This is a genomic window from bacterium, assembly GCA_021372535.1.
Taxonomy (GTDB): domain Bacteria; phylum Latescibacterota; class Latescibacteria; order Latescibacterales; family Latescibacteraceae; genus JAFGMP01.
The window spans coordinates 1-22,979 of sequence record JAJFUH010000049.1 but is presented as its reverse complement, the minus strand read 5'-3'; the positions used below and the strand labels follow the sequence as shown (position 1 = coordinate 22,979).

The 22,979-nt window shown below is 47.7% G+C and carries 22 protein-coding genes; 2 read left to right on the top strand and 20 right to left on the bottom strand.

From position 1 onward, the window contains the following. Positions 1-59 precede the first annotated feature (59 nt). From LLG96_05210 to LLG96_05195, 4 genes are all read right to left on the bottom strand, one after another. The gene (locus LLG96_05210) at positions 60-674 is read right to left on the bottom strand and encodes a hypothetical protein (GenBank protein MCE5249602.1); all 615 of its coding nucleotides are present in this window, start codon (positions 672-674) and stop codon (positions 60-62) included. A gap of 368 nt (positions 675-1,042) precedes the next feature. Next, complete coding sequence (gene fliJ, locus LLG96_05205) at positions 1,043-1,489, bottom strand: flagellar export protein FliJ (protein ID MCE5249601.1); 447 nt, start codon at positions 1,487-1,489, stop codon at positions 1,043-1,045. Further along, complete coding sequence (locus tag LLG96_05200; protein MCE5249600.1) at positions 1,486-2,802, bottom strand: FliI/YscN family ATPase; 1,317 nt, start codon at positions 2,800-2,802, stop codon at positions 1,486-1,488. The genes fliJ and LLG96_05200 overlap by 4 nt, the downstream gene beginning before the upstream one ends. A 245-nt stretch (positions 2,803-3,047) precedes the next feature. Beyond that, a complete protein-coding gene (locus tag LLG96_05195) occupies positions 3,048-3,464 on the bottom strand; it encodes a hypothetical protein (GenBank protein MCE5249599.1) in 417 nt (138 codons plus the stop codon). A gap of 694 nt (positions 3,465-4,158) precedes the next feature. Between LLG96_05195 and LLG96_05190 the strand changes: the two genes are divergently transcribed. Further along, positions 4,159-6,330 (top strand): hypothetical protein, encoded by a 2,172-nt coding sequence (locus LLG96_05190; protein ID MCE5249598.1) that lies wholly within the window; start codon positions 4,159-4,161, stop codon positions 6,328-6,330. Positions 6,331-6,361: 31 nt separating this feature from the next. Here the strand turns inward: LLG96_05190 and LLG96_05185 are convergent, their stop codons facing one another. The 14 genes from LLG96_05185 to LLG96_05120 form a co-directional block, all read right to left on the bottom strand. Then, entirely contained in the window at positions 6,362-7,066 is a 705-nt protein-coding gene (locus LLG96_05185) for a hypothetical protein (GenBank protein ID MCE5249597.1), read from the bottom strand. Positions 7,067-7,106: 40 nt separating this feature from the next. Further along, complete coding sequence (fliG, locus tag LLG96_05180; GenBank protein MCE5249596.1) at positions 7,107-8,144, bottom strand: flagellar motor switch protein FliG; 1,038 nt, start codon at positions 8,142-8,144, stop codon at positions 7,107-7,109. A gap of 158 nt (positions 8,145-8,302) precedes the next feature. Continuing rightward, a complete protein-coding gene (fliF, locus tag LLG96_05175; GenBank protein MCE5249595.1) occupies positions 8,303-9,823 on the bottom strand; it encodes a flagellar M-ring protein FliF in 1,521 nt (506 codons plus the stop codon). Between the two features lie 94 nt (positions 9,824-9,917). Then, on the bottom strand, positions 9,918-10,220 hold the full coding sequence (gene fliE, locus LLG96_05170) for a flagellar hook-basal body complex protein FliE (protein ID MCE5249594.1): 303 nt from the start codon (positions 10,218-10,220) through the stop codon (positions 9,918-9,920). 217 nt (positions 10,221-10,437) lie between these two features. Then, complete coding sequence (locus LLG96_05165) at positions 10,438-10,989, bottom strand: lytic transglycosylase domain-containing protein (protein MCE5249593.1); 552 nt, start codon at positions 10,987-10,989, stop codon at positions 10,438-10,440. A 109-nt stretch (positions 10,990-11,098) separates the two neighbouring features. Beyond that, entirely contained in the window at positions 11,099-11,368 is a 270-nt protein-coding gene (locus LLG96_05160; GenBank protein ID MCE5249592.1) for a hypothetical protein, read from the bottom strand. Positions 11,369-11,485: 117 nt separating this feature from the next. Then, on the bottom strand, positions 11,486-12,013 hold the full coding sequence (flgC, locus tag LLG96_05155) for a flagellar basal body rod protein FlgC (GenBank protein ID MCE5249591.1): 528 nt from the start codon (positions 12,011-12,013) through the stop codon (positions 11,486-11,488). A 3-nt stretch (positions 12,014-12,016) separates the two neighbouring features. Next, a complete protein-coding gene (gene flgB, locus LLG96_05150; protein ID MCE5249590.1) occupies positions 12,017-12,424 on the bottom strand; it encodes a flagellar basal body rod protein FlgB in 408 nt (135 codons plus the stop codon). A 329-nt stretch (positions 12,425-12,753) separates the two neighbouring features. Continuing rightward, complete coding sequence (locus LLG96_05145; GenBank protein MCE5249589.1) at positions 12,754-14,145, bottom strand: sigma-54 dependent transcriptional regulator; 1,392 nt, start codon at positions 14,143-14,145, stop codon at positions 12,754-12,756. 78 nt (positions 14,146-14,223) lie between these two features. Continuing rightward, on the bottom strand, positions 14,224-15,660 hold the full coding sequence (locus tag LLG96_05140) for a hypothetical protein (GenBank protein MCE5249588.1): 1,437 nt from the start codon (positions 15,658-15,660) through the stop codon (positions 14,224-14,226). 46 nt (positions 15,661-15,706) lie between these two features. Next, positions 15,707-17,128 carry a PAS domain-containing protein gene (locus LLG96_05135; protein MCE5249587.1) on the bottom strand — a complete coding sequence of 474 codons (1,422 nt, stop codon included), beginning with the start codon at positions 17,126-17,128 and terminating at the stop codon, positions 15,707-15,709. 55 nt (positions 17,129-17,183) lie between these two features. After that, positions 17,184-17,540 (bottom strand): hypothetical protein, encoded by a 357-nt coding sequence (locus LLG96_05130; GenBank protein MCE5249586.1) that lies wholly within the window; start codon positions 17,538-17,540, stop codon positions 17,184-17,186. Positions 17,541-17,878: 338 nt separating this feature from the next. Continuing rightward, positions 17,879-18,349, bottom strand: coding sequence for a transcription elongation factor GreA (gene greA / locus LLG96_05125; GenBank protein MCE5249585.1), 471 nt, complete (start codon positions 18,347-18,349; stop codon positions 17,879-17,881). Between the two features lie 227 nt (positions 18,350-18,576). Continuing rightward, on the bottom strand, positions 18,577-19,632 hold the full coding sequence (locus tag LLG96_05120; GenBank protein ID MCE5249584.1) for a YchF family ATPase: 1,056 nt from the start codon (positions 19,630-19,632) through the stop codon (positions 18,577-18,579). Between the two features lie 289 nt (positions 19,633-19,921). On the opposite strand from LLG96_05120, the gene LLG96_05115 reads away from it, so the two are divergent. Further along, complete coding sequence (locus tag LLG96_05115) at positions 19,922-20,470, top strand: biotin transporter BioY (GenBank protein MCE5249583.1); 549 nt, start codon at positions 19,922-19,924, stop codon at positions 20,468-20,470. 42 nt (positions 20,471-20,512) lie between these two features. On the opposite strand, the gene LLG96_05110 is transcribed toward LLG96_05115, so the two are convergent. Both LLG96_05110 and LLG96_05105 read right to left on the bottom strand, forming a co-directional pair. Next, positions 20,513-21,388, bottom strand: coding sequence for an HAD-IIB family hydrolase (locus tag LLG96_05110; protein ID MCE5249582.1), 876 nt, complete (start codon positions 21,386-21,388; stop codon positions 20,513-20,515). Continuing rightward, complete coding sequence (locus LLG96_05105) at positions 21,385-22,722, bottom strand: replication-associated recombination protein A (GenBank protein MCE5249581.1); 1,338 nt, start codon at positions 22,720-22,722, stop codon at positions 21,385-21,387. The genes LLG96_05110 and LLG96_05105 overlap by 4 nt, the downstream gene beginning before the upstream one ends. Positions 22,723-22,979 lie beyond the last annotated feature (257 nt).

Here is a 22,979-nt window from a genome sequence, read left to right as displayed (position 1 = left end):
AGCGGCAGGAGTAAGATTGAGTAAACTCTCAAAGCCGGCACTTTGTGGTTGTATAATCATTATTGTTTTATGCTTTCAAGGTCAGCAAGGAGCCTGTTTATCTTGGTAGCCTTTTCAATATCCTTTTCAGCAAGCGCCCCGAGAACCCGTGAAGCATTACGCTCGCTCATCAGGGTTAAGATCGAAACAGCGGTCGTGTCATTCATGGCGCTGATCAGCGGAACGGCATCAGGCGGTTTCATGGCATTGTAAATCTGGGCAAGTTTCCTGATATTGGCTTCACGGGAAGTTGTGCTGCTTGTTGTTAAAAGACTGATTTTTGAATCTATCGCTTTTTCTTTATCCGCAAGCACTTGCTTTTCCTTTTCGACCGAATCGAGAAGAGCCTGGATCATTTCGAGCCTGTTTTCCGATTTTAAAACATCCTCAAATAGTTCGGTATGCCTTCCAATACCGAACAAAGTCGAGTCGGCAACATTTTCCGGTAAAAGCCGCAAACTCTCAACAGCCTTGATCGAATCAAGGTGAGCCTTGGCTATTTCGAGCTGTTTTCGTTTGAATTCTGCCGGTGTGCCATACTTGCGAATACCGCCGTAATAGAAACATATCCCGATTACGGCAAGCAGCATGATAACCGCCAGAAGAAAGGTGAAAACTTGCATTGTCTTGTTCATTCGGGACATACCTCCATGATTTGCACACATATTTCCGGGAAAAAAATTATGCAACAAATATGCCAACAAATATATTTATCCATATCATATTGTACCGCATAATGTTATACATGATTATGCACTAAAGGGCCTCTCCATGAAACTCAGAGAAATTATTCCTTATGGGGCATTTTTTTCCGTCATGAGCGATTTTCGACAGGAAAAACTGCAATAGATTTAACATAATAAATCGCCGCAGACTCAGGTCTATTGTATGAAACTATTGAAATAACGAAAAAGACCATTTTTATTGGGGTCATTATCCGTTTTACATAAAGTGATATGGGAATGGTACTGCGGAAAATAAACTGCGGTGTTTATTGCAGGATTCAGGAATCAGGATTATGATACCGCTCGGTGGTGAGTTCGTCGATAAACGCCTGTTCTTCCTTTATTACCGCACGGTCATACTCCTCACGGTCACGGTCTTTCAGGCGCTCGATGATTTTTTTACGCTGGGTCGAACGGGCAAGTTCATCCCGCTTTTTGTCCTTGAATTTCTCTTTTTCCTTTACCTTCTTTTTCTGTTTTAAGGATTTATTATCCAGCGCCCGGGCATAATTGAAGTTTCTCCGGAGCTCGGACACCGAAACTGCTCCCTGTCCGCGTTCTTCCATCGTTTTTTCATGGCTGTCGATTTCGCCGTTTATCCGGTTGAGTTCGAGCACTTCGAGGTTGAACCTGCCCAGCGCAATACCGAATTCGCGTTTCTTTTTCTCCTCTTCGACCGTACGAAGACGAAGCACGTTTTCGAGCCTGAACCTGAATCTGTTCATGTGAGCCCTCCGACCGCTTTTTCAAACATTCCGAGCATTTCTTCGGGAGAAGAAACCTCGTCGATATCCTGCCTGAGAAATGCGTTGATGTCATCGATCCTGTCGATTGCCATATCGATCCGTTTGCTCGAACCTGCGGGATAAGCGCCTATGTTGATAAGGTCCTCGGCGTCCGTGTATGTCGCGTACAATTCGGTCAGCTTCCTCATGATCCGGAGATGTTTTTTGTCAACGACCTCGCGCTGAACCCTCGACAGGCTCTGGAGAACATCGATGGCAGGGTAATGACCCCGGTTTGCGAGTTTCCGTGTAAGGATGACATGGCCGTCCAGAATGGAACGGACTGTATCGCTCACCGGCTCGTTGGTATCGTCACCCTCAACGAGAACCGTGTAAATACCGGTAATCGTACCTTTATCCGTCGTACCGGCCCGTTCGAGAATGGCCGGCATGAGCGCGAATACGGACGGTGTATATCCCTTTGTCGTCGGGGGTTCGCCCGCCGAAAGCCCCACCTCGCGCTGAGCCATTGCCAGACGGGTGATGGAGTCGAGCATGAAAACGACATCCATGGAATGATTTCTGAAGTACTCCGCGATGGTAACCGCGACTTTAGCGCCCTGGATACGCAAAATTGCGGGAAGCTCGGAAGTCACCACCACAACGACAGAGCGCTTGAGACCTTCCTCGCCGAGATCGTTTTCGATGAACTCACGGACTTCGCGGCCGCGCTCTCCGATGAGCGCGATGACATTGACATCGGCGATGACCTTGCGGGCTATCATGCCGAGGGTAATGCTTTTCCCGACTCCGCTGCCGGAAAATATTCCGATACGCTGGCCTTTGCCGATGGTTGCCATGCCGTCTATAGCCCTGATCTGCGTCCAGAGGGGCTCGGTGATCCGTCTCCGGTGGAGAGGATTGATTTTTTCGCCGGTGAGCGGGAGTGTCTCCTCTATCTCAAACGGGCCCTTGCCGTCGATAGGATTGCCGAATCCATCGAGCACCCGTCCGAGCATTTCGTGCCCGACCTCGACCATGTAGGGCTTGCCGGTGGCCGAAACGGTCATTCCGGGCGCGATTCCCCCGAGGTCTCCGAGGGGCATGAGGAGGAGACGGTTATCACGGAATCCAACAACCTCGGCAAGAACCTTCTTCCTGTCGCCGTAATCGATACGGCATATCTCGCCGAGGGACGCCTGCGGCCCCCGCGACTCGATCAGAAGCCCCCGTGTCTCGGTTACTATACCGCACCGTCTGATTCCCGGCATGTTCCTGATGGTCTCGATGTATGTTTCAAATGGCAGTGACATGGTAATAATATAATGGATTTTAACAAATTGTCAAAAATAAGTAAAAAAGGCTTCTCTAAAAATAAGAAGCCTTTTTCATATTGTTACAAAATGTTAAATATTTTTTTATTTTATTAAATATATTTTACCTGTTTTAATTATACCTTTACAATTTAAATTGTAAAAATATATCCCTGAAGCAAGATTTGATGCATCAAACTGCCTGTAATATGTACCAGAACCCAAAAAATCATCCACCAGAGTTGTTATTTTTGGCCATTGAGTCCGTATACATCAAGTGTAACACGAGCAGTAATAGTATTGTTAATAGTAAATTTGATTGTTGTAAATGGATTAAAAGGGTTTGGATATGCTGAGATATCAATGTGAATAGGTTCTTGTTTCGATACCACGACTTTTTTTCTACCAGCAGTATATGTAAAGGCAAGTTCATTAGTATTTAGTTTCATATAATTTGTTGTATTTTCTATAGTAAACCTATATCCATTTCTATTATCAAATATCTTTAAGCATTCACCTCTTAATGAAATAATTTCAACTGAGTTAATACTAACTTTGCCATTGATAATATTTGGAATCAATGTATCAGCATTACAAAAAGTAAAATTAAGAAAAATATAAAGATATACAAAAATATTTACCATGAGCATGTACTTTTTCATTGTTTTCTCCTTTTAAAAATGGTTCATCCGATTAATGCGTACCTTGCCAATAATGAATTGCTTTAAATGCCCTTATATTGGGGTTTGAGAGGTAAAGATTCTAAATCCCCATTTAAACCGTGGCTATCAAAGCCAAGACAAGTTCGCCAACGGCGAAGCCTTTACAGACAGACTTTTTCAAGTGGTTTCTGGGAGAAAACATTTTTTTCGGATATTGCTGGTATTAACTGTGTAACTATTTGTTATTTATATTTATACCTTAAGGTACTTATTTTTCGGATGAGCCTTTAAAAATTTAAGTAATTTATAATAGCACTGGTGTTATTATTATAATATATGATAGATTTTTTGTCACGTATAATTTAATAATTGTTATATTATTATCATTTTTATATCATATTTATGATATTATTTTTATATTATATACTATTATATTATAATTAATTATTATTATAGAATTTATGACATTGTAATCTCTGTTTATGTTATAAATAATTTAATATTATTAAATATATTAAACTATTACATGATAATTATTTGCATAATATATTACTTGTATTTTATAGCATATATATTATACTAATCAGAATAGAGAATTTTGTTGCCATATCAAGCAATGTAAATGTAATTTTACTGATGAACTTTTTTTGAAATAATTATGTGTACGTATATATATAACTATCAGGAGGTTGTCATGAAATCACATATACTTTTATTGATTATTGCTCTGATACTACTTTTCAAAACAGATTCTATTAATGCAGGAACATGGACATATTACTTTGATGGAAATGATATAAATGATTTATGCATCAAAGAAGACTTTATTTATTGCGCAACTACTGGCGGGCTTATTATATGGAATCGTTCCAACGGCATATATGAACAAAAACTCTTTTGGGAACAAAAAGGTTGTTGCCAGTATCAGCGCTCCAGGTTCACTAAAATAGCCATGGGCAATAACAATTTTGTCTGGTGCTGTAATACCACTGGAAATTCCAGTGAATTGGTTTTATTCTGTAATGGCTCATGGATCGTTTATTCTCCGGAACTTACTCACATTCAAGGGACTATAGAAGCACTTGAAGTTGACCAAAGCAATATTCTTTGGGTGTCTACACAGACCGGCATTATTTCCTTTGATGGTATTTCGTGGAAAACATATCTCAAGGATAGTTCCGGAGCATCTCTCATACGATTATTAGCGGTTGACAATAACAATGTTAAATGGTTCAAAACATCAAAAGGACTTACCAGTTATAATGATACAACATGGAATGCCTATGCCGAGGAGGACGGACTACCGAATGTTCAAATCAATGCAATAGCCGTGAGTTCTGATAATATAAAATGGTTCGCACTGGCAGATAAAAGTATCTACCGGTATGATGATATTGCCTTCAAAAAATACGGAAGTCTTGAAATTCCTGCCTCTTCACTTGCAGTCGATAGAAATAATAATGTATGGTGCTGTACAAGTTCCGGCTTATTTGTAAATAACGGAAAATCATGGAGTAAATATATACCTGAAAATAGTGGCCTTCCCGATGAATGGGTAAAGACTGTCGTTATCGACGATGATAATGTAGCATGGCTTGCAACCACTGCACGGGAACAAAGCACGGGTAACGGTTTGAGCAGATTTGACGGCTCCGGGTGGGAAACATGGTTTATTAATGGACCGAAAAGTTATTTGGTACATGATATTGCAGTTGATAGAAATAACGTTATGTGGTTCTGTACAGCCACAAAAGGAGTGTCAAGTTTTGATGGCACAAACTGGAAAACTTATACAAAAGATAATGAACTAGTTGATAATAATATATATAGAGTTGTTGTTGACAATAATAATATCAAATGGTTTTCTACTTTAGCAGGAAAAGGAATATTAAGCTTTGATGGAATATCATGGAAAACATATTCCACGGAAAATTGCGGAATTCATGATAATTTTATATCGTCAATGTCAGTGGATCAAGAAAATGTAAAATGGTTCGCGAGCGGTGCTGTTTCAAGCTATGATGGTGTCTCGTGGAAAAATTACAGAGATGATAGTGCAGGTCATCAAATTCATGAGCCTGTATCAGTCGATCTTAAAAACAACAAATGGTTCGGCACGAAAGACGGCGTTGTACGTTTTAACGGAACAAGCTGGTTGTATTATCCTATACCAGACCTAAAAATAAACGACCAAATTACAGAAATTGCAGTTGATAATAATGTTGTCATGTGGTTCAACACCCATAATTCGGGTGTATTCAGTTTTGATGGATCACAATGGAAAAATTATATGAGACCTCCGACCGATATATATCTCAAGGGGAAAATGGTTATTGATAGGTATGGCGTGTTGTGGTTTATATACAATGCTTATGACAATTCAGGTATAACGGGGGCCGGATTGGCAAGTTTTGATGGTTCCACATGGAAATTTCACCGTGACGACTCGTGGTTATTATATGCTGCGGAAAGAAGTGTCGTTATTGACCATAACAATGTGAAATGGATAGTTACCGACTCAGGGTTTGCTTCATACGACGGCATCCATGAGGATACAATATCGGATGTCGACAAACATCACAACCATGTATTTCCAATAACATTACAAAATTCGCCCAACCCGTTCAACATATCAACAACAATTATGTTTTCACTCTCGGATATTGGTTTTACCACGCTCACTGTTTATAACATACAAGGCCAGAAAATTAAAGAACTTATCACAAAAACATTAACACCAGGAACTCATTCGGTTGTATGGTACGGGGATGATGACGACGGCAATCCTGTATCTTCAGGCATTTATATTTCACACCTCAAAATGCGCAATTATAGCATGGTCGGACGGATGGTGATGATTAAATAATATGAAATAAAGTGGAATTAATCTTTCAAACTCACGACGAAACCTTGATAAGTTCCTCGGCGAGTGTTTCAAGGCGGTTCGTAACAACAGCGTCGATAATGCCGCCCTCGGTCTCGATGATGCAGTCGCCGGGTTTGAGACGGCGATCGACTTCGAGACGGAATTCCTTGGCGCTTCCCGCAAGATCAAGCCACTTGTCGTATTTATTGTTGATAATTTTGAAGTCGTGCTCGGAAACCCTGAGCATGAGGGTTTCATTCCCGATAAGATACGCCATGGTTTCCTCGATTATATCCTCGACTATTTCAGGATACGTATCGATGGTCTTGCGGGTAATCTGCTCGGCGAGCGCGACAGCAAGGTCAATCACCTTGAGTTCGAGCCCGCGGATGGCATTTTTATTCTTTTTCTTAGCATCCTTGAGGAGCATGTCTACGGCGATCATCTTCTCAGACCGCTCTTTTTCGAGGGCCTCGTCAAAACCCTTCTGAAAACCCTTGCTTTTCGCTTCGTTATATATCCTGTCCAGCTCTTTTTTCCGGTCATCCGACTGCCTTCTTGCAGCCCGGGAAAACGATTCGTTGAGACTGGCAATCTCGTCGGATATGGTCTTCAAAAAATCGAGAGAATCGGGATTCCGTTTGCGTACTTTTTTACGGGCGCCGGAAGAATCGGTCGGAGAATCGAGAATGAAAGGGTCTTTGGCATTCTTTGGATTTTTAATGACATTCGACAAAGGACACTCCCGCGAAAAATATCGAGTGACACCGGAATTGTCAGACAAAAATCTCGCCGCCTTCGCCGCCGCGGACAATAACGATCTGCTGCTCTTCCTCGAGACGACGGACAATTTCTACGATTCGCTGCTGGGCTTCCTCGACAACGCTCAGACGCATGGGGCCGGCATAATCCATTTCCTCCTGGATCATGGTAACCACACGTTCGGAAACATTCTTGAAAATCTTGTTCTTGAGCTCTTCCGAAGCCGCCTTCAACGCAATCGCGAGCTCTTTCGTGTCGACTTCCTTGAGGATAAGCTGGATGCCGCGGTCATCGAGAATCAGCAGGTCCTCGAAAACGAACATGAGGTTCTTGATGTTTGCGGTGAGCTCGGGATTTTCCATTTCGAGGTTACCGAGAATCGATTTCTCGGTCGAACGGTCAACGAGGTTGAGAATGGAGGCAATAGCCTTGATACCACCCGAAGCCGACAGGTTACCGGAAATAACCTCCTTGAGGTGTACATCGAGAACGCTCTCTATCTCGCGGATAACTTCCGGGGAGATTTTTTCCATTGTCGCTATCCGCATGGAAACATCGGTCTGGATATCCTCGGGCAGCTGGCCGAGAACCTGAGCGGCCTGGCCGGGATTGAGCTGGGACAGAATGAGCGCGATTGTCTGCGGGTGTTCGTTCCTGATAAATTCGAGAAGATGAATAGGGTCAACATCCTTGAGAAGCTCGAAGCCGCCGGGATTCAGGGATTCGGATATCTTCTTGAGTATGCCATCGGCCCGGGCTTTTCCGAGCGATGATTCGAGAAGTTCCTTGGCAAAATCGATGCCGCCTTCGGAAATATACTCCGAAGCCTGAAGCATGGAGAAATACTCCTTCAGAATCTGCATTTCGGTCTTCGGGTCTACCTGCTTCAGGCGGGCAATCTCAACAGTCAGACGCTCTATCTCACGGTCAGGCATGTTACGCATAACCTGTGAGGAAACGTCCTTACCAAGTGCTACAAGGACAATAGCCGCTTTTTCATAGGACGTCAGCTCATCAAAAGTTTTTGCAGCGGCTCTGGTTGGCTCTAACATTTTTTATCCCTGTTTCTCAATCAATATTCACCAGGAACAGATTTCCGGTTAATTCAATATCAACAGACAAATACGAATTCACTACCATAAATCAAAAACAATAAACCACAAACCAGGAACTATGAACTATGAACCAATCTCCATTAACCAATCCCGGATTATTCCTTGCCCTCACGGTAAATGGTTCTGATCGTTTTTGCGGTGATTTCCGGATCCATGGACGCTTTCGAGATAATTTTCCGGATAAGCGTGGCCTTTTCAGATTCGACCTCGACTTCCTCTTCTTCCACAATAGCCTTCTTTTCTTTTTCGAGAATTTTATCGATCTGAAGAGAAACTTTTGAAGGATCCAGGGAACGGGCTATCTGACGAAGCAAAACGTAGAATATAAGGAGTCCCACAAGGATGACAACAATCATTCCGATTGCCTGGACGCTGTCAATGATAGCGGCCCGAAATGTCAGGCGCTCTCCGGCCGCTTCCTCGTATTCACGAGTCCCGAAGGGAAGCGCAACAACCTCAAGACGGTCACCGCGTCCCGCGTCATACCCAACCGCATTCTCACAGATCGTGCGTATCTGCGACCGCTCTGCATCGGTCCACGATACCTTGGCAACCTGGCGTTCCCCGTTCTCATCCACCCATGTGGAATCCTTCGCGTCTATCATGACACTTACGGTGAGCCGGCTGATGTTTCCGGGGCTGACAACAAAATTCTCCACCGTATTGCCCGTATTGTAATTCGTTACCGTATGTTCCCGACCTCCGCCCTCGGTTGTGGGATTGGTCTCCTCTTCGCGTTCCTCGCTGAGAATGGCGCTCGTATCCTGGCTGTATGTGGTTGTTGTCCGCTCCACACGGTCGAAATTGAGCTCGGAATTGACGGTTACGAGAGCGATCCCTGCACCAAAAGCACCGTCGAGTATGGTTTTGACCTTTTCGGCAAGATACTGATCGGCTTTGACCTTCATTTCCATCTGTGTGCTGGAAAGCATAGCCATTTCATCCATGGAAGGCTTGGTCAGAAGCGTCCCTCTCGTGTCAACGATCGTTACATCCCCCGGAGCGATACCGGTTGCTGAACCGACAAGGTTCGTGAGCGCCTGTACGGTGCTCGGTGCAAGGGTGCGGCCACGGCGCAGCTTGAGAGTCACCGAAGCGGTCGGTTTCTGTACATTTTCGGTAAAAAGCGTCGGTTCGGGTATATTGAGATGCACATTGGCGTCCTCGATTTCATCGAGCGTTCTGAGGGTTTTCCTGAGCTCACCCATGAGAGCGCGCTGGTAATTGACTTTCTGGAGGAAATCGGACATGCCAAAATTGGTAGTGTCAAGAATCTCATAACCAACAATGCCTTCCGATGGAAGTCCCTGGGTTACGAGGTCTATCTTGAGACGGTCGACCCTGTCGGCGGGAACTTCAATCGCTGTCCCGTTACGGGTCAATTTGTAGGGAACATTCTGCTGTTCAAGAATTGATACAATTTCAGAGGCGCTTTGGGGATTGAGCTCGGCAAAAAGAAGAGAATATTGTATCATGTTGCCGGAGAGAGAAACTAAAAAAATGGCAACTCCTATGATGGCTACAATGACCGCTCCGCTTATAACCCGCTGGTTGAGCGTCATCTTCACCCAGACATCCTTGAATCTCGATAGAACTCTCTCTAATAATTCGAACATGCCACCGATCCGACGAACTGTATCCGGTACACTTTTAAACCAGCATCCAACGGTCACAGTTCAGAGTGTCACCGGTTCTGCATTTTATGAATACCTACACAGGCATTCGCATGACTTCCTGGTAAGCTTCAATTATTTTGTTCCGAATTTCGAGCATGAACTCCATAGCGGTATTCGCTTCCTCAACCGCGATCATAACCTGGTGAACATCGGATATTTCTCCGGTCGCCAGTTTTTCGATCGATTCATCCGCACGGTTCTGGAGAGAATTCACATCGTTGACAAATTTCTCCAGAGTTCCGGCAAACGAGGCATCGCCGTCTTTCACTTTACCATCAGCGAGCGGCTTGAGAGGCGCTATACCCTGTCCCCCGACACGGGTAATAGGAGTATTCACTGCCCATTCCTCCTCAATGGTTCTTATTATCCTTTATAAAATTAGGGTAAATTATTCAACTTGTCAACTTAAATCATCTGCAAACATATATTTTTCTTTAAAATTCAGAACAATTATAAAAACAGTATAATATGCATAAAAAACCGTTATTATTGCCGTTGTGGATTATCCGGACAATCACGGGTGCTGTCGGGCATCCGGAATCCTTTTACAGCAATCAGCTTAAACCGTCCCGCGCATGGGCTTCTTTCAGGAATCTCTTGACCGTCAGGACCTCGACGATAAATTTACGTGTCTCGCCCGGCATCACTTTAATATCCACCCGGGCGGGACCTGCGTTCCATGCCCATAAAGCATGCGTCTCGCCGTAACGGCTCAGCAGCCATGCTATGTACATGACACCCGCACGGATGTTTTCCTCGGGGTCGAGAACATTGTCAAACCCAAGGAAACCGGCGGTTTCAGGCATAATCTGCATAAGCCCGAGCGCGCCATCTTTTGAAATACGGAACGGATCGCCCTTGCTCTCCGCATATACAATCGCACTCACGAGATCGGGATCCACGTTATACTGGGAGGAATACTGCCTGATGTATGATTCCCATGGCCCAAGACTCTGATGAATATCATGCGATGTCAGCCGCGATGTATCGATATCCATATCCTCAAAAAACTGTCGCGTCTTCTCCTCTCGCGTCAGCTGCCTGAACGGAATGACCGCCTCACGGGGTATCTCACGGTCTTCCGTGGCATTGACTGGAGTTGCCATATCATAGTTTATTATATAGAGCCCTGTTAAAACAAATAAGATGTTACCGAAAGCAATAAGCATTTTGTACACTGTGCTGCGATTGATCTTCCGTACCAAAATTACCTCACTATGCGATTAAATCAAGGTTTACGCCGACATATGAACTATACTTGAAAATCGTACCGCTCCGGTTATACATCTCAACTTCCACCGGAGAATCAGCGGCTAATTCCGTTTCCTTTCCCATACGGACAAATGGTGCTTCGGGTTTATCGGGCATGGCGCCCGAACCTGTCATGATATCATTAAAATTCACGCCCGGATTGTCTTTACCCGTTCGTGTATCACGTTTGTATGAATATGAACCGTATTCGGCAACTTTCGCTACATCAAGCATGTCCGGCTCCAATCAAGCTGTCCCGGAATCCTGTTCGTCATTCATAAACCGTGAAAACTCCACTCTATAAAATTCCCTCAAAAATAATCATCAGACAGTATATCATGTAACGACTCATTAAATATCGAGCGACCTCATGATCATCTGCTTCGCGGCATTCACCACGGTCACATTTGCATCGAATGCCCTGCTTGCAACCATGAGATCGGTCATCTCCTCGATGACATTGATGTCAGGGTATACAACAAAACCATCGGCATCCGCATCAGGATGCGAAGGATCATAGACGACATTCTTTCTCATGTTGGGTATCTCGATTTCACTCCCCTCGACCAGAGGAGTCACATCCTTGACCCGGCTGCTGCCACTCATTTCCGGAATATGACCGGATTCGGTCGTTCGCGGCTTTATCATATATTCCCTGAGGGTCGCTTCAAATGTCCGATCGGGCACTTTACTCATGACAACATGTTTCCTGAGATAGGGGCTGCCGTTGCCGTCCACATTGGTCACCTGGGCGTTAGCGATGTTCGAGGCGATGGCGTCCATCCGCTGCCGCTGGGTCGTCATTCCCGAAGCGGCTATATCGATTGAACGGTAGATGTTACCCCGGAACATATGGTCTTTGAGGGGTATTATCTTCATGGATTACCGCCTCCCCCTGATCGCTGTTCTGAGCTGGGTGAACCGCAGGTTCATGAGACGTGCGGCGCTGTTGAAATCGAGCTGTGTTTTCGCCAAATCGACCATTTCCTCGTCTATATTGACATTGTTGATGCCGTTCCAGTATCCGTCTTCAATCTTGACAACCTCGGGTTTTATTTCCTTGACCCAGTCCGGCGACGGTATGTGACGGGGATCCGATATTTTTATTTTTTTGCTCAGCCTCATAGCCCGGGAAAGCTTCTCATCGAAACTGACTCCGAGCCGTTCATAACCCGGTGTACCGATATTCGCCACATTCGATGCTATCACCCGCTGGTTCAGGGCTGACTTGTCGAGCATCTTTGTCAGGAGAATATCCGGTTTCTGATTGAAAAGCAGTTCTTTTATCATTTGTCTCTTCCCGTGCTGCTGACCATGTATGTGTCTGTAAATCTCATTGTATACAGGTATCCGCCGGTTTATTGGTGCAAAGTATGTGCCAAAAGGGATCCGCAGCGCACAGCGAATACACAATTACTTCTATACTTACAGCAACTTATACTGATTTATCCTTGTTCGTTATCCCTTCAGAATCGACTGTAAAACAATTCAAAAAACACCCTGTAATGTAAAAAAATCACCGGGCAGGAAATATTTGCCCACTCACGGTCTCAATTATGATATTCCATATCATTTATGCGATGAATTTCCCGAATAAACAGTGTAATTATATACCTTACTCAATTTTTAAAGGCATCCATCTCCCCGTACAGCGCGAGTTTATTACGAAGCGTCCGCACACTGATACCAAGTACATCGGCGGTATTGGTACGGTTGCCACCCTGTGACTGGAGGGTTTTCATGATAAGCTCGCGCTCCATATCCGACAGGGTCGTTCCCGGCCCGAACGAAGATGAAATACCACCCGCGGGCTGAGCGTCAAAGGACTCGGACAATCTGCCGTTTCCTGCCGTTACGGACGGTATATCGCCAACCTCGAGTATTTTCCCCTTGCACAGAACTACCCCGCGTTCGACAGCATTCTCGAGCTCCCGGACATTTCCGGGCCAGTTATATTCGAGCCATACATCGAGTACATCGTCGGATATACCCTCGATTGCCTTTCCGTTTTCAGCGTTGTATTTCTTGAGAAAATGTTCGGCGAGCATCGGTATATCCGAGCGCCGCTCACGGAGAGGGGGAAGTGAAATATTGATGACATTGAGCCGGTAAAAGAGGTCTTCACGGAATTCACCTTTATCGATCAGCTCGGACAGGCTGCGGTTTGTTGTGGCCACGATTCGGACATCGACCTTTATGGTTTCCGCGGAGCCGACCGGCTCGAACTCGCGTTCCTGGAGCACCCGCAGAAGTTTTGCCTGAAGATGCGGGCTCATTTCGCTGATCTCATCGAGGAGGAGCGTGCCACCGTTCGCACGTTCGAACCGCCCGTGATATTTTTTCACCGCACCGGTAAAAGCGCCTTTCTCGTGCCCGAAAAGCTCGCTTTCCATGAGTTCCGAAGGGAGCGCCGCACAGTTCAGTTTCACGAACGGTCCTCTCTGCCGAGGACTCGAATAGTGAACCGCCCTCGCCACAAGCTCCTTGCCGGTGCCCGACTCACCGGTAATGAGCACCGTCGAGCGTGATGTGCTCACCGTATCGATAACCTCGAAAATCTTTTTCATCGAGGTCGATTTCCCGATAATATTCCGTGAGCCGTATACTTCTTCGAGCTCGCCCTGGAGCCGGACGTTATCTTTCTGAAGTCTGGTGAATTCGAGCGCCCGTTTGACCAGAATGAGAATTTCATCGACGCTGAAAGGCTTTGTTATATAGTCGAATGCGCCGAGTTTCATTGCTTCCACCGCATTCTCCACCGTGCCGTAAGCGGTCATGATTATCACCTTGGCATCGGGCATTTTTTCACGGGCGCGCCGGAGCACATCCATACCGGTGACCTTGGGCATCTTGAAGTCGGTCAGGATTATATCGTAGGTCTCGTTTCCCATGAACTCGAGGGCACGCGAGCCGTCCCCGGCGTCATCGACCTCATAGCCATGGGATATGAGCGACTCGGTAATAAATTCCCTCATGAGAGATTCGTCATCGACTACGAGTATTCTGCTCACGATCGTCAGTTCCTTTCGGTCATTAAAACCACGATATCGCGTGTATCCGGCGCAGTTACGATATTCTACACATTAATTCTATTTCGGCTGTATTACTTTCACCTGCAACGGTTTCCGAAGTTTCATCCAGAGATCGTCTATAGGCCCGAAGGGATTGTCCTTATCCGATGCATACATGACATAGGCGTTCTTTTCACGGTAGGACGAGCCTTTTGGAACCCTGACGAGGTATTTCTCCAGCTCGTCCGTGCTGACACCTTCAATGGCTCTCGGCGAATAAATGAGGCTCCTGAACCAGTACAGGCCCTCGTCATGCTCGCTGATGACGGTGTGCGAGTTATAGAGCGGCGAGGGTTCGCCGGTCAGACGGTTTATATTCTCCCATTCGAGGCGAATGCTACCGACCCCGTAGCCGTTGTTGCGGTTAAACATGCTGATCCATGCCATGTTGGGCGGGAGCGCGCTTCCCAGGACATGGCCGCTGTGGTAGCCCTCGTAATAAAGGCCGGTCGAGCCGATCTCTCCCAGGTGACTCTCGAACATGTCGGGGGTCTTGTTCCGCCAGCCGACAAGGTTGAAATCGTTTCTCCCGAATGCAAGCTCGTCGTTCCTGATGGCGAAAGTTCGCGTATCCTTCTTTGCCTCGATGAGCGTCTCGCTGATAAAGTACGGAAGCCCCGCATAAAAACGGTAATACACCTCCATATATGCGGTGTCCTGCCCGGGAATGAGCTGCCGTCGCTTTATCGAAAAAAATACGGGGCCGGATTCGACCTCATACTCCGGCTTGTCGAAATGGTGGGCATACCACCACGTATACCCCGTCATCGGGAAATCACCGGGAACAACAATGAAGTCGGGATTCCAGTGGAGAGTGCCGTATTTGAACCGCAGCGAGGGCTTCGTGGCGAATTTGAGATCGATCTCGTCGATCTGCCCGCTCTTTTCCTCGGTGATGATCCGGTACATCGGGTTGTCGATCGTATAAAATACATCCTTCCCGGTCACGGTCATCGGCGTATCATACTGCGGCGGTTTCGCTTCGGGATTGCCGCAACAGACAAGATACCGCTCGGATGAAAGAGCCTTGACATCGGCCATGAACACAACCCGAGCCCGCACGGCGACTGTCGGTGGATCGCTCTTCACGTTTTTCGCGCCCGCGCGGATATCATATACCTGCGATGAAATCTCGATAAAACGCTTTTCGGCGGTGCAGCGGACAACCCTCACCTCGCGGCGTATATCGGCGGGAACAGTCTTAACATCGCCGCTTTTCATCGGATGAACCAGCGCGATTTCACATTCGACAGGCTCCTGTATACGGTCGATCCCCGCGGTTTCCTGAACAATGACCTCCATGCTGAATTTCCATGCGGGATTCCATACGGGGGCGTTTTCAGCGACCGCTGCCGGAACGAAACCGGATACACATGCCATTACAACAAGGATGCCAACCATGTTTTTCATCGAATTCCCCGTTCCGTACACTGTCTTCATAATCATCTGTACCATGCATCGCCCGCCTGTAATGATTCACCAGTACGGGGATTCATTCCTATCATGCCATATTCGTTCCGGGCAGTACTACCCCCACCGCGGTTCCTGCGCCGGATTCGCTTTCAATCCATATTTCCCCGTGATGCGCCTCGATAACCTTCCGTGCGGCTGCAAGCCCCAATCCAATGCCGTTTTCTTTCGTTGTGAAGAACGGCACGAACAGTTTATCGATAACATCGTCATCCATGCCGGCTCCGGTATCGGTCACCGTTATTATTGCGCCCGGAAGCCCGGTCTTTGCAAGTCCGGACGACTCCCGTATCCTCCCGAGCAGCTTTACGGTAAGCGGGCACGCGGGTTTCATATCGAATCCGCCGTGACATATCCGCACCGTGATTTTCCCGTCACCATCGATGGCCTCAACGGCGTTACGGACAATATTGAGCATCGCTCCGGTGAAATGCTCGCTGTCCACTTCCGCCGATACGGGGCCCGCGGGTAAATCGAGCCCGAACTCAACGCCTTCGGTATCTCCGGGACGTTCATCCCTGAGCACCTCGATCACACGGGTCATGCGTTCTCCGAGATCGACCAGACGGGTATTGAGCCTGAGCCGCGCGGTGTACGAGAGAAGGCTCGTGATAATTCTGTCAAGCTTGTCAACTCCCTCGGTTATTTTTCCGAGAAGACGCTTCCCGTTGTCATTTTCATCGAGTTCGAGCTGGAGAAGGCCCGTAAAACCGGCAATTCCTCCGAGGGGATTCCGTATCTTGTGAGCCATGGTCGCAGCCATCTGGCCGAGAGCCGCCAGCTTGTCCATCCGGGAAATCTCTTCTTCGAGAGCCTTTATCCTGCTCAGGTCCATGAAAATTTCCACAGCGCCGATCATCTCTCCCGCTTTATTGAGAAGCGGAGATGTGGAAAATCCCACGGGAATCTGCTGCCCGTTCCGGGCTGTCAGCCGTTTTTCCATGTTTGAGCGGCGTTCGCCGTTCGAGAGCGTCCGGAGCGGCGTCAATTCGACAGGGGTTGTCCCTCCCATTACCTCGCTGTATTGTTTTCCTTGAGCATCAGACGTCTGTATACCCGTTATGGTTTCAGCTCCGCGGTTGAAAAGTGTTATCCGTCCGCCGGTATCGATGACCAGCACACCTGAAGAGAGGCTTTCGAGAATATTGGTCAGGTAGTTTGACAGACGTTCCTGTTCCGCGAGGCTTATGGTCAGCTCACGGTTCGTTTCCTCGAGCCTGAGATTGAGCCTGTCGAACTTTTCCTGAAGCGCGGAATACGCTTCCTTGAGTTTCGCAGCGGAAGCATTGAACGACTCGATGAGCCCCCGCATGAAGTCGACGGTTTCCGGTTTCACATCGCCCGGAACAGCGCCGTTTAACGGCAATTCACTTTTCATGTCCGGCGTCGGGACATGCTGAACAGCTCCTTCAGCCGTCTTTCCCCCGGGAGTATTTTTACCGGTTTTTGTCATCGTTTTCTTACAGTGTTTTTTTCTGTTGCCTGTCGCACTTATCAATCCCGCCGTATCATCTCCTCGATACTTTTACACCCTGTTTCATCATGAGTTCACAGGTTCTCTGCCCTTGGTCGACAACACGGCTGACCGCCTCGGTGAGGTCTTCCTCGGCGTTCCTGACCATGACACGTTCTGCATCGGATATGAGCTTGCGGTCGGCTATGGTTTTCTTAAGGCACGCGATCGTTTCCGATTCATGACCGATCCGTTCGACTATCTCCTTTTTTTCACGGAGATTCCCGGCAATACCCGCAAGAGATGACCCGGTTTCCAGAGCACGGCATATATTCTCCGAAACTGATTCGAGTTCGGCATAGAGATCGAGGAGAACAGTATACTTTTTAAAAAGCTCTTCGATTTCATCCATGCCTGCCGGCTCCTTATTTTTACACATTTTGGTAATACTCTTCGGTAGTGACCGGATATACCTGTCCCCCGGTTATGATTCAGTAATTTGATATATACAATATTTTGTGGAAAAACACAAGTATTTTATGATTCTATACAACATATATGTATCATCATAAAATCGGAACAAACGGCGGGATGTTTGGAATGTGCCTCATATACCGATATAAAATGCAGGTTTCCATGCTTTAATATAACTCATCCGTAACACTGATTCAATACATTTCTGAATATATGCGTCTGTATAATTCACCGAGCTCTCTTAAAATACCGGAAATACCGGCAGGCAATACCAATTTATCTGGATATCGATGTAATCCTGTATCGCAGCGTCCCTTTCGGAATAGTTATCTCGACGGCATCTCCGACACTTTTGCCGAGGAGACTCTTGCCGATGGGAGAAGTAGTGGATATCTTCCGCGCTTTGAAATCCGCCTCGATTTCATTGACCAGAATGTAAAAAAGCTCCTCTCCGGATTCGATATCCTCGAGACCGACACGGGCGCCGATATATACCTTGTCATCGGGTATCCTTGACTCATTGATGATCCGAACGCTACGGACCATAACCTCAAGAGTATGGATACGCGATTCAAGGAATCGCTGTTCCTCGCGGGCGGCATCATACTCGGCGTTTTCAGAAAGATCGCCCTTTCTTCGGGCTTCCTTGAGAGCATTGATAACCTGGGGTCTTCGAACCTCCTTGAGATATTTTAATTCTTCATGGAGTTTTTTTTCACCTTCCCTCGTCACGTTTATATGGTCCATTGATGAACTCCCGATCTTTTACGCCTTGAAATACATACCACCACACTATAAATCATCATTATATAGACACTCCTTTATCAAATTGCATTCAAAAACCAGCTGCATTTACACTATACGATTTCAATCCCCGAATCGATCGGGGATCGATTTTTCAGCTTGACAGGTCATTATTAATCCTAATTATACTTCATAGATTCCAATTCGTCGAAAAGTGATATGCCCTGGTATTACACACTGAACCTGATGGTCAGAATATCGCCGTCCTGAACGATATAATCCTTGCCCTCGATGCGCAGCAATCCTTTCTCGCGGGCAACCTTCAGCGAACCGGCGCTCATGAGATCCTCGTACGAAATGGTTTCGGCCCTGATGAAGCCGCGTTCCAGATCGGAATGGATCACTCCCGCACACTCGGGGGCATGGGAATCCTTTCGGACAGTCCATGCCCGCACCTCATCGGTTCCGCCGGCGGTAAAGAACGACATAAGCCCCAGACTTTCATAACTCATCCGTATGAGACGGCCGAGGGCAGGCTCCTCGATTCCCATGGATTTGAGGAATTCCACGCGCTCCGTGGGGTCATCGAGCGCGGCAATTTCCATCTCGATCTGGGCGCAGATCGCCGCACACCGGGCGTTTTTGACGGTGCTGAAGCGCTGTTCCATCTCATGGGCATTGTTCCCGGCAAGAAGCGCCTCCGGGATATTGATCACTATGAGGAGCGGTTTGCGGGTCAGGAACTGGAATCCGCGGAGAGCCTTTTCTTCCTCTTCACATAGCTCCATGTCGCGGAGCATGTCCCCGCTTTCGAGCGTATCACGGCACCGTTCGAGCAGGGCTTTTTCATGAGTCTGATCGTCGCTTTTACCGCTTCGCGACTCCTTTCCGAGACGTTCGAGCCTGTTGGTCGCCACGATCAGGTCGTTGAGAGCCAGATCATCCATAAGGGTTTTAAAATCCGCGCCGGGATCGGCATTAACGCCGAATGCATCGAGAACGACAATGAGCGAATCGGCGCTCTTGAGTGTCAGGAGCGCTTTCGGCTCCATCCCTTTTTCCTGTGCCACGGCCTGCCCTGCCACATCGAAATACTCCATGGCGGCGTACGTTATCTTTTTCGGCTTGAACATTTCGAACAGGGCGTCAAGACGGGCATCCGGAACCCTGACCGTACCGATGTGAATATCCCTGTCATGGGCAAGGTGCTCATAATTCTGCCCCGTAAGCGCACAGAAGAGCGTTGTTTTTCCGCTGTACGGAAGTCCTGTTATTCCTGCTTTCATATCAATATCCTGCTTCGATTTTTTGTTCTCTTGTTTTTAATACCACGGATTCCGGCGACAACCCGAAAGTATTTGCACATCATATGGTCAGACAGTATACTTGTTTCACAATTCCCGATTGGTTTAATAAAAATATCGTTTTAAGTCGTTTAAAGATATAATATATTGTTTATGCTATTGTTAGCGAATCCTTACCGTAAACACTTAAAATATATGCTTATTAATAAAAATCCGCGTAAATCCGTCCGATCCGCGTAAATCCGTGTTCCATTAAATCTTACGATCGGCTATGACAACGAAAACAGTAACCATAACACGGACAGCCCTGTTTGCCGCCTTCATGGCGGTCTCTGCGTTCATACGGATTCCCACCGGGATCGTTCCGCTGACCCTGCAATCCTCCGCGGCTCTTATTACAGGCTACTGTCTCGGGCCGGTGCAGGGCGCTGCAGCCTGCACACTCTATATGATCGTCGGGCTGGCAGGTCTTCCCGTTTTCGCCTCGGGAGGCGGTCCGGCCTACATTCTCTCCCCGACCTTCGGATATATCCTCGGATTCACCGTATGCGCTTCATTGACAGGATTCCTTGCCCGGTTCAACAGACGGGGATCGGTTATATTCGCCTTATTTATCATGATCGCCGGTCTTGCCGGAATCTACGTTCCCGGAGTCCTGTGGCTCATTGTTGCAATGCACTGGATCGCCGATGTCCCCGCTTCCGTATATACCCTCCTGAAGGTCGGCCTGTTTATCCCTCTCATCGGCGACCTCATTACCACCATACCTGCGGCTTTTATCGCCGTACGGATCAGGAAACGTCTCACTGCCGGTCAGTAACGCACCTTTCGGCATCACTTACCCCGGACGCACCCTGATTGTTCAGCGAAAATAATCTTCGTTCAGTATGATGCGGTCGACAACCTCCGCGAGCCCGGAGCCGTTATTCGAGCCGACAACCTCGCGGGCGATTTTTTTTATCTCATCTGGCGCGTTTCCCATGGCCACGCCCACATCCGCAAGGCTTATCATATCGGCGTCGTTGTAGTTATCGCCGACCGTGACAAGCCGCCCCGGAGGAACATCGAGCCAGCCGGCGATACGGCGGAGCGCATTGTGTTTTGTCGCCTGTTCCGTCACAACCTGCAAAAACCAGAATTCATCGCTTTTCCCGCCGAAATGCACGCTCTCGAACGGAAGAGCGATTACCTTGGCCGTAACCTCTTTCAATGCATCGCGAATGGAAAAAATGATCTCCCGCGCGGCAATCATCCCGATCTGGAGGACATCATCGGTAACGGTCATGACATCATCGATCATCGTACACCGCTTATCGTTGGTAACATACCAGGTGAAATAATCGCAGGCTCCCTCGAGCGTATCGTAATAGACCGTCTGGTGATGAATGTCGGTGCTGTACAGGGTTGGTATCGCACCGAGCTCACGGGTTATTCTCACAACCTCCCTTACCACGGCGGAAGGCAGTTTTTCGAGATGCAGCACCGTACCTGTCCTGACATCGACTATACACGATCCGTTGCTGAGCACCGCATAGCGGAGAAACGGCAGCCGGTCGATCACCGTCTTGGCGGCATAAAACGTGCGGCCGCTCGCGATAACAAATTCCCAGCGGGCAGACACAGCCTTTTCGAGCGCCTTGTAAACCGCTTCAGTAATATGTCCGTCATCGGTGATCAGGGTACCGTCCACATCGATTCCCAGAAGCCCGGCGGGTTTTTCTGTTCCTGTATTTATCATGTTTCGTTCTTTCTTTCGCGTTTACGGTCTTCCCACCACTTGAGGCGTTCGGAGATAACCTTTTCAAAGCCGTACTTCGAAGGTATATAATAATGTGTTCCCAGGAGCTTATCCGGCAGGTGATCCTGGCCTGAGTAACTGTCCTCGGAGTTATGATCGTACTCATATCCCTTGCCGTACCCGAGATTCTTCATAAGACGGGTCGGAGCGTTCCTGATATGCATGGGAACCGGCAGCTCCCCGTATTTACGGGCATCCCCCCGCGCTTCGGAATACGCCGTATAGATCGCGTTGGATTTCGGCGCAGTCGCGCAGTATATGATAGCCTGGGCGATTGCCAGCTCTCCTTCCGGCGTTCCGAGAAAGCGGTACGTTTCGGTGGCGGCGATTGCCACCTGGAGCGCCTGCGGGTCGGCGTTTCCCACATCCTCCGTGGCGAACCGGACGACACGGCGCGCGATATAGAGCGGGTCCTCGCCTCCCTCGAGCATACGGCAGAACCAGTAGAGCGCGGCATCGGGATCGGAACCACGCATGCTCTTATGAATGGCGGAGATGATGTTATAGTGCTCCTCGCCAGCACGATCATAGCGGAGCATCCTCCGCTGGGAGGCTTTTTCCACATCCCCGAGGGTTATTACCGCGCCGCCTTTTCCGGCCTTTTTCACCATTCCGGCAGCAAGCTCGAGCACATTGAGCGCACGGCGCGCGTCTCCGCCGCTGAACGATACGAGGGCATCGAGCGCTTTCTCTTCGATATCGCCGACAGTCCCGCCAAGACCGCGACCTGTGTCTTCGATGACCCGCCGGACGATCGTGCGGATATTGTCGTCCGTAAGGGAATTGAGCACAAGAACCCGCGACCGCGAAAGGAGCGGCGAGTTCACCTCGAACGAAGGATTCTCGGTCGTTGCCCCTATGAGAACGATCGTTCCATCCTCGACAAAGGGCAAAAAAGCGTCCTGTTGTGCCTTGTTGAACCGGTGAATCTCGTCTATGAATAATATAGTCTTGTTCGGGCGCATCCGTGCCTGTGCGACAACCTCACGGATTTCCTTGACGCCGCTCGACACGGCGGAAAACGAAACGAACTCGGCATCGGTCGAGTTGCTGATGATACGCGCAAGCGTTGTTTTACCAGAGCCCGGAGGCCCCCAGAAAATAATGGACGATATCTGATCGTTTGCGATGGCTTCCCGGAGGTATCCTCCCTCGCCGACAAGATGTTCCTGCCCGACAAATTCATCGAGGCTGACAGGTCGAAAACGGTCGGCAAGCGGCTGACTTTTAATCGGCTTTCCCGGATCGGGAATGCTCTCACCGAACAGGTTCATTTCGTCGGGCATGGATATCGACTTCCTGTAACAAAGGGACAGAGGAACAAAGGGACAAAAAGATATAACATTTTTTTATACAGTATTGAGCTATTTTTAATAGTTCATACCAGTAATGTCCGGTTAAAATTGCTATAAATATTTGAAAAATCTTGTAAATAGGGCTTTTACCGGCATGTGTATTGTTTTTGATTTGGTTATTGCCCCTTTTCTCAACCCGAACTCACCCCTCAATCCCCTCTCTTGCCTCAAGAGAG